Raw genomic sequence first — 12,662 nt, 5'->3', positions numbered from 1 at the left:
TTCCTGTTGGGACAATGGGACAATTGGACAAGTGGGACAATTTTGTAAAGTTTTTCTAACAGCTATACATTCTCCTATAAGTTGGATACGTCAGAGCCCCTGTCTCTATTCTTGAAAATAATATATTGATATATAATAACTTAGACAAAAATACCATTTCCTGTTGGGACAATGGGACAATGGGACAAGTGGGACAATTTTGTAAAGTTTTTCTAACAGCTATACATTCTCCTATAAGTTGGATACGTCAGAGCCCCTGTCTCTATTCTTGAAAATAATATAGCTATAAGGTCAAGAGAGATTGTTAATGTGAACCTCAAGGAGATGGCAAGAAAAGAGGGAAAAGGGAGGAAAAGAGTACCAAGAGTACCAAGAGTACCACAGTACCACAGTACCAAATAATCAATAAAAAATGTAATAAAAAAGATAATATATTGATATATAACAACTTAGACAAAATACACAATTCCACATGGGACTGTGGTACTCTGGTACTCTTGGTACTCTTTTGTAAAGTTTTTCTAACAGCTATACATTCTCCTATAAGTTGGATGTGGCAGACATCAATCCCCTGCCCAAGAAAATCATGCAGCTACACGACGACGTGGTGAACCGCGACAAGGTGCTGACCGGAACGCTGAACATCGTTTCGGGACTTATCGGCAGCACAGGAAACTGACGGACAGGAGTAAAGCGGCGACTGAAGAGACAGAAACCAATGGTTTACAAGATGCAAACACTCATATTGACATGAAAAACCGACCGGATCAGAAGCAAAGAACTACACAAAAAGAACACCATGAAACGCAATAAAAAAATGAAGTCCCCACATATTGGCGGATATCCGGAAAACAGAAACCCAAACCAAAGACCTGTTCTCGCACAAGATAGAGAGTGTAAGTATTTGCACATTTCAATAATTATAATTATCTTTGCATAAGATAAGCTGCACCATATACCACACGCAAACACTATGACTACAATAAAATAACAACAAAAGACGCGTCACCTCAATATGGCCGAACACTACAAGCCAGACACAGCTGAGAACGACGTTGGTCTAAAACAATAAATAAAACAGATAACTTAACCCCCAAGAAACAAAACGATGGAAGAAATACTGAAATATTTCACCTACCTCACAGACAAGCAGAAGCAGCAGTTCGCAGCTCTCTTCGACCTGTATAAAGACTGGAACGAGAAAATAAACGTAATCTCGCGGAAAGACATAGACAACCTGTATCTGCACCACGTGCTGCACTCGCTGGCAATAGCAAAGGCGGTATCGTTCAGACCGGGCACCAGGATTCTCGACTTCGGCACAGGAGGCGGATTCCCAGGCATACCGCTGGCGATACTGTTCCCGGAAACGCAATTCAAGATGATTGACGGAACGGGAAAGAAGATACGCGTGGTGAACGAAGTGGCAACGGCTATAGGACTGGAAAACGTGGAAGCCGTGCATCTCAGAGGTGAAGAGGAGAAAGGAAAATACGACTTCGTGGTGAGCCGTGCCGTGATGCCGCTGCCCGACCTCATGAAAATCGTGAAGAAGAACGTCGGCAAAGAGCAACGCAACTCCCTGCCCAACGGAGTGATATGTCTGAAAGGCGGCAACGTGGAAGGCGAAATGCGCCCTTTCAAGAAGATTGCAGAAGCTACAGAGATAACAAACTGGTTTGACGAGGATTGGTTCAAGGAAAAATTCGTTATCTACGTGCCGGTGGGATAGACATTGGGATTGAAGGTCAGGAAACTGAAACAGGCAGAAAGGAGACTTATGGAAGAGACTGACTTCAATGCAACCGCCATCAGAAGAAGAACCATTTAAACAGGAATCAAGATGCTGAACATACAGAGATTTGAATGCAACATGTTCCAGGAGAACTGCTACGTGGTGAGCGACGACACCAAGGAGTGTGTCATCATAGACTGCGGAGCGCTACACCCCGAGGAACGCAAGGCGATGGAAAGATACATCAGCGACAACGGGCTGACACCTAAAAGGCTGGTCAGCACACACGGACACATAGACCACAACTTCGGCAACAGATTCGCGGAAGACACCTATGGGCTGAAACCGGAAGTGAGCATACACGACAGCCAGCTGATCGAGAACCTTCCGGCACAGGCAAGCGCATTGATAGGAATGACGTATCGCGAAGAGCCTGCGGAAGTGAAAAACTACTTCGACGAAGGAGAAGTGATAAAGTTTGGCAACCACGCCCTCGACGTGATCTCCACACCAGGCCACTCGCCGGGGTCGGTAGTGCTGTATTCAAAGGACGAGAATGTGGCTTTCACCGGCGACACGCTGTTCAGACTCAGCATCGGCAGGACTGACTTCCAGCTGGGCAGCTACCAGGACATGATGAAGAGCCTGAAAAAACTCAGTTCGCTGCTGCCTGCCGACTGCATCATACTGCCCGGACACGGAGAACAGACGACCATGGGATTCGAAACCGCACACAACCCATACTTCAAATAACCCGGAAGGAAGACTATGGCTTCAGAAAAGATAATACTCGGCATTGACCCCGGAACCAACGTGATGGGCTACGGACTTCTGAAGGTGGCGGGCAACAAGGCTTCGATGATGGCAATGGGAGTGATCGACATGCGGAAGGAAAGCGACCCATACCTGAGACTCGGAAGGATATTCGAACGGGTGACGGGGATAATAGACGAGTTCCTGCCCGACGAGATGGCCATCGAAGCACCTTTCTTCGGAAAGAACGTGCAGTCGATGCTGAAGCTCGGCAGAGCACAAGGAGTGGCGATAGCGGCAGCAATACACCACAGTGTGCCGATACACGAATACGCACCGCTGAAAATAAAGATGGCAATAACCGGACAAGGACAGGCATCAAAGGAGCAAGTGGCGGGAATGCTCTTCAGGCTGCTGGGAATAAAGGAGAAAGACAAAGTGCCGTTTATGGATGCCACGGATGCTCTGGCTGCCGCATACTGCCACTTCCTGCAGGCTGGAAGACCGGAAACGGGAGTGAACTACCGGGGATGGAAGGACTTCATAAACAAAAACCGCAGCAGAGTGAGCCAGCTGACGGGCAATGCCGGCAAAGCGACAGGCAAACTGACGGAAACGGCGAATAAGCAATAACGGAAACGAAACATCAAAACAAATAAAAGCATGAAAAGAATAATCATCATACTGCTGATGGCTCTCACAATGACACAGGGAGCTTACAGCCAGGGCGTATACAAGGAAATAATGAAGCTCTCGCAGGACGTGGCTAACGACGAATCGAAGGATCTGCAGACACGCAAGGTGGCAACATTCAAAGTGGACGCTCTCGTGTATATGGCAATGAAGATGAACGAGGTGATGCCTGACAGCACCGTCAAGACCCTGGACCATGAGGCTTACGCCATGTACGACTTCGTGAACCTCTATATAAAGAAACTGGGAGAGGCGAAAAACAAAAAGGCAAAGGCTGAAGTGGGAGAACTCTTCAAGACGGCATCTCTGCAGAATCCACGCTTCAACGACATGGACCTCGACCTCGTGGAGGCATACATCAGGACCGAAGGCTACATCACGAAATTCTCGCTCGACACCTACTGGACAAAAGCCCTGGAACAGGCAAGAACGGAACTGAGAGCAAAAGGACTGTGAAAACAAAGCTGATTATTTTGCAGATATAGCGAAATTCAGTAACTTTGTATTTAGATTAAAATAGGTAACAAAAGACAATAAGAATCATGGCAAATTCAGAAGAAATAAAGAGCGAGGAGAAAAAGAGCCTCAGCTTCGTGGAACAGTTGGTCGAGAAAGACCTCGAAGAAGGAAAGAACGCCAAAAGAATACAAACACGTTTCCCACCAGAGCCTAACGGATATCTGCACATAGGACACGCCAAAGCCATCTGCATGGACTTCGGTGTGGCAGAGAAATACAACGGAGTGTGCAACCTGCGCTTCGACGACACTAACCCAAGCAAAGAGGACACGGAATACGTGGACTCTATCCTGAACGACATACAGTGGCTCGGATTCAAATGGGGAAACATATATTACGCCTCTGACTATTTCCAGAAACTATGGGACTTCGCCGTATGGATGATTGAAAACGGAAAGGCATACATAGACGAACAGACAAGCGAGCAGATTGCCGAGCAGAAAGGCACGCCGACACAGGCTGGAGTGGAGTCGCCATACAGAAACAGACCTGTGGAGGAAAGCCTGGAACTGTTCAACAAGATGAACACCCCGGAGGCTGTGGAGGGTTCGATGGTTTTGCGCGCAAAGCTCGACATGGCAAACCCGAACATGCACTTCCGCGACCCTATCATGTATAGAATCATACAGACGCCTCACCACCGCACAGGAACGAAATGGCATGCTTATCCGATGTATGACTTCGCACACGGACAGAGCGACTATTTCGAAGGCGTGACACACTCTATCTGTACACTGGAGTTCGTGCCTCATCGTCCACTCTACGACAAGTTCATCGACGAACTTAAGGTCTACGAGGGAGAGGGAGACAACATCCATGATTTCCGCCCCAGACAGATAGAGTTCAACCGACTCAACCTGACATACACGGTGATGAGCAAGAGAAAACTGCATGCGCTGGTTGACGAGCATCTCGTTGACGGATGGGACGACCCACGTATGCCTACCCTCTGCGGAATGCGCCGACGCGGATACTCGCCGGAGAGCGTGCGCAAGTTTATCGACAGCATCGGATACACCAAGTTTGACGCACTGAACGACATGGCGCTGCTCGAAGCTGCCGTGCGCGAAGACCTCAACGCAAAGGCTACACGAGTGTCGGCTGTGCTGAATCCCGTGAAACTCGTCATCACCAACTATCCTGAAGACATGACTGAAGAGATGGAGGCAATCAACAACCCTGAGAACGAGGCAGACGGAAAGCACTACATCACATTCAGCCGCAACCTGTGGATAGAACGCGAAGACTTCATGGAAGATGCACCGAAGAAATTCTTCCGTATGACTCCCGGCAAGGAAGTGAGACTGAAAAACGCCTATATCGTGAAGTGTACTGGATGCACGAAGGACGAAGAAGGAAACATCATAGAAATACAGGCAGAATACGATCCTACGAGCAAGAGCGGAATGGAGGGAGCAAACAGAAAGGTGAAGGGCACACTCCACTGGGTAAGCGTGGACCACTGCAAGAAGGCAGAGGTGAGAGAATACGACCGTCTGTTCAAAATAGAGAACCCTTCTGCCGAAGAATGCGACTTCAGGGATCTCATCAACGAGGACTCTCTGAAGATAAGGACAAACTGTTATGTTGAGGACTTTGCGGCTGAGAAGAAAGCCGGAGAGTATCTGCAGTTCCAGAGAATCGGTTATTTCATGGCCGACAAGAACTCTACAGCCGACCACCTTGTGTTCAACAAGACTGTGGGTCTGAAAGACACCTGGGCCAAAATGGCAGACAAGAAATAATGGCAGGAAGCATAGACAATTATTATAATTCTGAAGAATTCAAAACCAACCTTAACCTCTACGAAACAAGCAAGAGGGAAGGTAAAAGTTGCATACTCGGCTCCGAGGAGTTGGCCGACATCGCGGAATATTATTTCGAGAAAGGCAAGCTGGCTGACGCAAAGGAGACTGCCGAGTATGCAGCTTCTTTATACCCCGACGCCACGGCTCCAAAGATCGTGCTCGCCAGATATTATATAATGGTGAAGAAAGACAAGGAGAAAGCAAAGGAATGTATAGAGAAAATCACAGAATGCAACGACCTTAACTATGCTCTGCTCATCGCCGAATATTATATCTTCACGGAGAAGAAAGAGAAGGCGATAATGGCGCTTGACAAGGCTCTGACGTATCTTGAAGACGAAGACCTGCTTGACCTGCCTGCTGAAGCCTGCAACCTGCTGCTTGACTACGGTATGACGAAGCAGGCGAAGCACTATCTGGAACTGGACAGAGACAAAAGCAGCAATGACTATCTCAGAATGAAAGCTCGCATGGCTTTCGCTGAAAGGAAATACGAAGAGGGAGCGGAGATAATGGAGAGGCTGATAGACAAAGACCCCTTCAACACAGGACTTTGGAAAATCCTCGCCATAGAACAGAACAATTTCGACAAGTACTCAAATGCTGCTACAAGCATAGAATATGCTCTCGCCATCGATGACAAGGATGCCGAGGCATATATGATACTGGGCAACGCTTTCTTCAAGATGTGCAATTATCTGAAAGCTCTTGAAGCGTATCGGAAGAGTGCGGAAATCGTAGACTCAGAACAGAGCGACATGATGATGGCGAGATGTTATTTCTGCATGCAGGATATGGACAAGACTCTTGCCTACCTGAAAAGCGCAGAAACGAAATGCACAGAAGAAACTGCCAACAAGATTGACATCTGCAGAGATTTCGCCATCACTTACGGATGGATGGGGAACAACGAATTGGCATTCAAATATCTGGAGAAGCTGAAGGAATACGGAAAACTTGACGCTGAAACGTATCTCGTGGAAGGTAGCATCCTGCTGGGCATGAACAGGTTTGAAGATGCAAACATTGCATTCTACAATGGCTATAAGTTGACAAACAACCCAACTGAATATACATTCCAGATTGCCGTGTCTCTGTATGAGCACAGCATGGACCAATATGCGTATATGTTTCTCAAGAGAGTGTTTGAAAAGGATCCTGAAAGGACACGCGGACTGGCTTACCTTGCGGCATGCAGCAACTATCTGGGTATGGGAGATGAATTTATAGGATACTTGAAAGACGCGGTAGACAAGAATCCTGAAGAGGCAAAAGCTGTATTGGCAGACTTCTTTCCAAAAGGTATGGAGCCTTACGACTATGTGGAATATGCAAAGAAGCACAGCAGAGGCATAAACGAGGAAACTGACAAAAACGACAATGACAGTCAGAAATAAGAACCACCGGCTGTCATTGTCATCATGACTGAGTGACGGTGAAATCATACCAAGTTATTCTTTTACCGTCACTAAACTGTAACCTAATAGCCGATTGGGATTGTTTCATTTTCTAATCCCAATGACCGATTGAGGACTTTTAATATTGATTGGGATTATTTCAGTTCTTCAAAATCCCCACTATTTCTTCAAACTTCTTTCCCATGTTAAGATTGAGATAGATGTTGTATAGGGCTGCTGCCCATTTGTCTTTCTGGTCGGGAGCAAGTTCGCGGTATCGCTCCATATACGGCAAGGAGCACTTATAATATTTCTTCATCTGAGATTTGCCTTCAGCCTTGAAAGCCATGTTCATATAGGCTACACCGGCATTATAATAGGCATCGGCAAGGGTGTCGTTGCGGGCAATCAGACTGTCGCAGATGGACACGCATTTCCCGTATTCACCCATATTCAGCAGCAGATTGCTCTTGGCATAAAGAAAGAGTGTATTCAGGCTATCTGCCATCAAGGCTTTGTCAACTACAACGTTTGCCGAATCTATCTGATTCTTTCCGTTATAGAAGTCTACAAGACGGGTGAAGAAAAACTCGTTTTGAGGATATTCATCAAAGCCTGTTTTAAGGGATTCCCTGTATAATACGGTATCTTTCTTCTCGCTATAGATATTTGCCAAGAACTGCAAGGTCTTTTCCCTGCCAGGTTTATAGTCGAGAGCGGAAGACGAATACTTAAGGGCAAGTTCCGAATTGCCGAGTTTCACTCCACAATATGTTGCAAGATAGGCCGCAGAGAGCTCTGAAGGCGATGTCATGCTCAATTTATTGTTTGAGAACAATGGCTGGTTGACGCAGTCGAGAAATGCGTCGAAGAGATTGAAAGCTGACTTGTAATTCTGCTTGGACAAGAAGAACACGCCTCCGTTATAAAGATTCTTGCGATACACGCTCAGATATTCAGCATTACGCTTCCTGTATTTTATCGTCACCCTTCCTTTGTGGTCGGGTCGGGCATCAACGCTGTCCATAGACTCATAAGCCTGGAACATGCGAAGCTCTATGTTGAATAGAGAAGCCGTGTCGAATTTCTGTTTGAGATAGAGTTGCTCGTTGGCCTGTTCATATTGCAGACGGATAGCTTCTGTAAGAGTGTGCCATATCTTGATATTGGCATGATTTGCAGAGTCGGCAAGCAGTTTCCTCATACTCGCTTCTGCCTTGTCCAGATTCTTACCTGTCTTGACGTAAGTCTGTGCCTGAGAGATTTCCTTCTTCTGAGCGAAGGCAAATGAATGGAAAAGGCTGATTATAGATAAAATTACAAGCAAACGTTTCATTATCCCACTAACATAAAAAAAATTAATCTACCCTAAAAGTAAATACCTGAAATATATATAAAATTGAATATGCCGGTAAAAAAGAAGTATATAAAAAGAGAAGGGCGTACCAAAGCCGGAACTAAAAGTGAGTATAGAGTGTTTGTCTGGAACCACACACAAAAAGCCACAACTTATATTGTCACAATTCTGGTACGCCCTTTCAATATACTATTGATCAGAGATTACTTGGTCAGAGCCTCTGCCTCCTTGGTCTTAGGATCTTCATCGCCCAAAGTGCGATACAGACAAGTATAGAGAGAATAAGCCCAGCTGGTCTTGTATTCCATGTTCTTGTCCATGTCCTTTGCCTTTGTCAGATAGTCAATGGCCTGGTTGTAAACGCCGACGATCACATCCTCTGCAGACTTAGGAATTCTACCGTTGGTCTTGGCAGAAATCTGCTCTGCCTTCTCCTGAGCGAGGAACATGTAGCAGTTACCTACAGAAGCTGTTACAGGGATATTGTCAGGCATGATCTCGAGAGCCTTCTTCAGGTCGTTGATAGCCTCCTGCCATTTACGCTCGTTCATATAAGACTGACCTCTCATTGCCACAGCAGCAAAGTTCTTTGGATTTGCTGCAAGAGCGTTGTCGATGAGCTTGTTGAAATCGTCTTTCTTGCCCTGAGAAAGGAGAAGACCTGTGAGAGTGCTGAATACTGCCTGGTTGTTAGGGAACTTGGCATAAAGGTCCTCCAACTTCTTCTGGGCAGCAATAGAGTCAGCCTTGGTCTTCATGGTGCTCTGAAGAGCGTTGAGCTTCAGGTTCATTGCGTCATTGGCATAAGTAGAGTCATTCAGAGCTGCGTCAGAATATCTCTCAGCACGATCAAACTCTTGTGCATAGAAAGAAGAGAGTGCTGCAAAATAAGCGATCTGAGGTCCGAACTGGTCTGGCTGACCTGTTGCGAAGAGCTTCTCTGAGTTTGTATCAACATACATACCGAATGCTCTTGAAGCACCCTTGTAGTCTTTCTCGTTGTAACGAGCCTCTCCCTCTGATACGAGAGAAGCGCGAACTGGAGCAAGGCGAGTACCGTTCTTGGCGAACTTAGGTTTTACCTTACCCTTCTCGTTAGGCATGTTGTCATACTTGTCACACTCCAAAGCAGCCTGGATGGCAGCCTCGGCAGCATCATACATGGCTGCAGGGTCAGCCTTTGTCACCTGCTCCTTCAGGAACTTGTCCAAAGCGAGGTCAACGACCTTATTATATGCCTTGGCCTTGTTCTCATTAGAGAGAGAAGCCTCACCAGCCTTAATCATGTTAAGGGCCTCTTTGTAGTCGTTAGCACCGAGGATAGTCTTGATATCCTGTGCAGACATTGACACACTGCAAAGTGTAGCCAACGCAAAAACCATAAGTTTTTTCATTTTCATTATTGTTTAAGATTATAGTTATTCGTTATTCACATCATTGTTATCGGCAACAGAATCACTTTCCTCTATATGGTCACCGTCTTCAAACTGTGTGGCTGGAGCGGAAGTGGAATCCTGGTTTATCCTTTCGTTTGTAGCAACCATCTGTTTGCGACTCTCATCTTCGACAACAGCCTCAAGCTCTGAGCTCATCACTTTGCATACGCTGGCAATGACGTCATTTTTCTTCGTGAGGTTTATCAGTCTTACACCCTGTGTGGCACGTCCCATCACACGGCATTCCTTCACAGACAGACGGATCACGATTCCACTCTTGTTGATGATCATGAGATCATTCTCGTCTGTCACTACCTTAATGGCTACAAGGCGTCCTGTCTTCTCTGTAATTCCAAGAGTCTTCACTCCCTTGCCACCACGGTTGGTTACGCGATAGTCCTCAACAAGACTACGCTTGCCGTAGCCATTCTCGCTCACAACCATTATGGTTTCCTCGTCAGGCTTGTTGACTACAACCATTCCTACAACTTCGTCGTCTCCACCGTCGAGACGCATTCCGCGTACACCGGTAGATACACGACCCATTGCACGAACGGCATTCTCATCGAAACGCACAGCCCTACCGTTACGGTTTGCAAGCACCAGTTCATTGTGTCCGTTGGTAAGTCTTACTCCTACCACCTCGTCACCTTCCTGAATGTTGATGGCTATGACACCGTTTGCTCTCGGACGGCTATAGGCCTCAAGCAAGGTCTTCTTGATAAGTCCGTTCTTTGTGGCGAACACTACATAATGGCTGTTGATGAACTCCTCGTTGTCGAGACCGCGCAGACGCAAGAATGCATTGACGCTGTCGTCGCTTTCGATATTGAGGAGGTTCTGTATCGCTCTGCCCTTGCTGCTCTTGTTTCCTTCCGGAATCTCGTAGCACTTCAGCCAGTAGCAACGTCCCTTCTTGGTGAAGAACATCATGGTGTTGTGCATTGTGGCTGGATAGATGAACTCTGTGAAGTCCTGCTCTCTGCTATGGGCTCCCTTGCTACCCACTCCACCTCTTGACTGCTCTCTGAACTCGCTCAGAGGAGTTCTCTTGATATAACCAAGATGACTGATAGTGATAACTACAGGATCGTTAGGATAGAAGTCCTCAGGATTGAATTCCTCACTTGAATATTTTATCTCTGTGCGTCGTTCGTCTCCATACTTCTCCTTCACTTCCTGAAGCTCGTCTTTCATTACCTTCTTGCAAAGTTCCGGATCGTTGAGGATAGACTGCAGATAATTGATCTGACGCTCCAACTCCTCATATTCGGCATGCAACTGCTCAAGACGCAGACCTGTGAGCTGGCTGAGACGCATATCAACGATTGCCTTAGACTGCAACTCATCGAGCTCAAAGCGCTTTTCCAAATTGCGCTGTGCGTCTGACGGAGTCTTGGATGCACGGATGATGTGTACCACCTCGTCGATGTTGTCACAGGCGATGATAAGGCCTTCAAGGATATGTGCCCTTTCCTGGGCTTTCTTCAAGTCAAACTTAGTACGACGAATTGTAACGTCATGTCTATGTTCAACAAAATGATGAACGCATTCCTTGAGAGTAAGCAGACGTGGACGACCTTTAACCAAAGCGATGCAATTCACTGAGAATGAGCTCTGCAGAGCCGTCATCTTGAAGAGTTTATTCAAGATAACATTTGCGTTGGCATCCTTCTTCACGTCAATGACGATACGCATACCCTGACGACCAGACTCATCATTGGCATTGCTTATACCATCGAGTTTTCCTTCTTTGACGAGATCGGCGATATATGTAATAAGCTGAGCCTTATTCACGCCATAAGGTATTTCCGTAATGACAATTTTGTCATGCGAATCACCACTCTCAATCTCAGCCTTCGCACGCATGACAATGCGTCCCCTACCAGTTTCGTAGGCATCTTTCACTCCCTGTATACCATATATATAAGCACCTGTAGGGAAATCCGGAGCCTTGATATAACGCATCAGTCCGTCAACATCGATTTCTGGATTATCGATATATGCGCAACATCCGTCAATGACTTCACCGAGATTATGGGTCGGAATATTTGTCGCCATACCTACAGCAATACCGTTTCCGCCATTTACGAGCAGGTTTGGAATCTTTGTTGGCATGACTGTCGGCTCAACGAGCGAATCATCGAAGTTGTTCGTCATGTCAACCGTATCCTTGTTAAGGTCATCCATGATGTGCTCTCCCATCTTTGAGAGTCGGCACTCCGTATAACGCATGGCAGCAGCAGAATCGCCATCCACGCTACCAAAGTTTCCCTGACCATCAACGAGTGTGTAACGCATGTTCCAGTCTTGCGCCATCCTGACAAGGGCTCCATATACAGAACTGTCACCATGTGGGTGATACTTACCAAGCACCTCACCGACAACGCGAGCACATTTCTTATAAGGCTTGTCACTTGTATTGCCAATACCCATCATTCCATAGAGTATTCTTCTGTGCACAGGCTTGAAACCGTCGCGCACATCAGGCAACGCACGGGCAACAATCACCGACATAGAATAGTCGATGTATGAGGACTTCATCTCCTCCTCAATGTTAATCTTGAGAATTCTGTCTTGATCAATAGTGTTGTTACTATCCATTAGTTAATCTGTTAATTTTCTTAAATTCCCGTTTTAAGGGCATTTCCTTGCGTTTTAAGCGCATTTTACAATTTGGGTGCTAAGTTACAACAAATTATCCAACTGCCCTAATATTTAACACAAAAAAGATTCTGCAAAATATTTTCAACTTACATTTACCGCTCCTGCCAAAGAACTAGGAATAGGAACAAAGGAGAAAACTGAGGCATACAAACTCAAAATAATTACACACCAAGGGCAAGATGTGCAGATTTTTAAACCATTTTAAACAATAAACACACAAAAGCAATTAGAATTTTGTAATTTTTAGCTTTAAATTTTGTGCAAATAATATTTTTTAGTAAATTTGCAATATCAAAA

General features: G+C 46.0%; 10 protein-coding genes. 7 read left to right on the top strand and 3 right to left on the bottom strand.

Annotated features, from left to right (window positions below; all coding sequences use genetic code 11):
* The first annotated feature begins 553 nt into the window (after positions 1-553).
* The 7 genes from ST42_RS14430 to ST42_RS04820 all read left to right on the top strand — a co-directional run bounded on the left by ST42_RS14430 (position 554) and on the right by ST42_RS04820 (position 6,905).
* On the top strand, positions 554-679 hold the full coding sequence (locus ST42_RS14430) for a hypothetical protein (RefSeq protein WP_262503196.1): 126 nt from the start codon (positions 554-556) through the stop codon (positions 677-679).
* Between the two features lie 429 nt (positions 680-1,108).
* Positions 1,109-1,732 carry a 16S rRNA (guanine(527)-N(7))-methyltransferase RsmG gene (gene rsmG / locus ST42_RS04845; protein WP_042517117.1) on the top strand — a complete coding sequence of 208 codons (624 nt, stop codon included), beginning with the start codon at positions 1,109-1,111 and terminating at the stop codon, positions 1,730-1,732.
* A gap of 111 nt (positions 1,733-1,843) precedes the next feature.
* Positions 1,844-2,488 (top strand): MBL fold metallo-hydrolase, encoded by a 645-nt coding sequence (locus ST42_RS04840; protein WP_022317003.1) that lies wholly within the window; start codon positions 1,844-1,846, stop codon positions 2,486-2,488.
* Positions 2,489-2,503: 15 nt separating this feature from the next.
* Positions 2,504-3,121: a crossover junction endodeoxyribonuclease RuvC gene (gene ruvC, locus ST42_RS04835; protein ID WP_044072598.1), complete on the top strand. Its 618-nt coding sequence runs from the start codon at positions 2,504-2,506 to the stop codon at positions 3,119-3,121.
* Positions 3,122-3,151: 30 nt separating this feature from the next.
* Positions 3,152-3,637 carry a hypothetical protein gene (locus ST42_RS04830; protein WP_044072597.1) on the top strand — a complete coding sequence of 162 codons (486 nt, stop codon included), beginning with the start codon at positions 3,152-3,154 and terminating at the stop codon, positions 3,635-3,637.
* An 86-nt stretch (positions 3,638-3,723) separates the two neighbouring features.
* Positions 3,724-5,445: a glutamine--tRNA ligase/YqeY domain fusion protein gene (locus ST42_RS04825; protein ID WP_022317000.1), complete on the top strand. Its 1,722-nt coding sequence runs from the start codon at positions 3,724-3,726 to the stop codon at positions 5,443-5,445.
* The gene (locus ST42_RS04820; protein WP_044072595.1) at positions 5,445-6,905 is read left to right on the top strand and encodes a tetratricopeptide repeat protein; all 1,461 of its coding nucleotides are present in this window, start codon (positions 5,445-5,447) and stop codon (positions 6,903-6,905) included. Before ST42_RS04825 ends, ST42_RS04820 begins: the two co-directional genes overlap by 1 nt.
* Positions 6,906-7,065: 160 nt before the next feature.
* Here the strand turns inward: ST42_RS04820 and ST42_RS04815 are convergent, their stop codons facing one another.
* The 3 genes from ST42_RS04815 to gyrA all read right to left on the bottom strand — a co-directional run bounded on the left by ST42_RS04815 (position 7,066) and on the right by gyrA (position 12,302).
* On the bottom strand, positions 7,066-8,232 hold the full coding sequence (locus ST42_RS04815; protein WP_082027854.1) for a tetratricopeptide repeat protein: 1,167 nt from the start codon (positions 8,230-8,232) through the stop codon (positions 7,066-7,068).
* Between the two features lie 233 nt (positions 8,233-8,465).
* The gene (locus tag ST42_RS04810) at positions 8,466-9,656 is read right to left on the bottom strand and encodes a tetratricopeptide repeat protein (protein WP_197068907.1); all 1,191 of its coding nucleotides are present in this window, start codon (positions 9,654-9,656) and stop codon (positions 8,466-8,468) included.
* Between the two features lie 24 nt (positions 9,657-9,680).
* Entirely contained in the window at positions 9,681-12,302 is a 2,622-nt protein-coding gene (gene gyrA, locus ST42_RS04805) for a DNA gyrase subunit A (protein WP_042517129.1), read from the bottom strand.
* Positions 12,303-12,662: the final 360 nt, after the last annotated feature.

It is taken from the genome of Prevotella pectinovora, from assembly GCF_000834015.1.
In the GTDB taxonomy this organism is placed as follows: Bacteria; Bacteroidota; Bacteroidia; order Bacteroidales; family Bacteroidaceae; genus Prevotella; species Prevotella pectinovora.
Note: the sequence above shows the minus strand (reverse complement) of the source record. Positions and strands in the feature narration are given on the sequence as shown.

What these genes read in the sequence shown, in the direction of transcription:
- ruvC (WP_044072598.1), top strand. Translation starts at nt 2,504, where the DNA reads ATGGCTTCAGAAAAGATAATACTCGGCATTGACCCCGGAACCAACGTG.
- ST42_RS04810 (WP_197068907.1), bottom strand. Translation starts at nt 9,656, where the DNA reads ATGAAAAAACTTATGGTTTTTGCGTTGGCTACACTTTGCAGTGTGTCA.
- ST42_RS04830 (WP_044072597.1), top strand. Translation starts at nt 3,152, where the DNA reads ATGAAAAGAATAATCATCATACTGCTGATGGCTCTCACAATGACACAG.
- gyrA (WP_042517129.1), bottom strand. Translation starts at nt 12,302, where the DNA reads ATGGATAGTAACAACACTATTGATCAAGACAGAATTCTCAAGATTAAC.
- ST42_RS04820 (WP_044072595.1), top strand. Translation starts at nt 5,445, where the DNA reads ATGGCAGGAAGCATAGACAATTATTATAATTCTGAAGAATTCAAAACC.
- ST42_RS04825 (WP_022317000.1), top strand. Translation starts at nt 3,724, where the DNA reads ATGGCAAATTCAGAAGAAATAAAGAGCGAGGAGAAAAAGAGCCTCAGC.
- ST42_RS04840 (WP_022317003.1), top strand. Translation starts at nt 1,844, where the DNA reads ATGCTGAACATACAGAGATTTGAATGCAACATGTTCCAGGAGAACTGC.
- rsmG (WP_042517117.1), top strand. Translation starts at nt 1,109, where the DNA reads ATGGAAGAAATACTGAAATATTTCACCTACCTCACAGACAAGCAGAAG.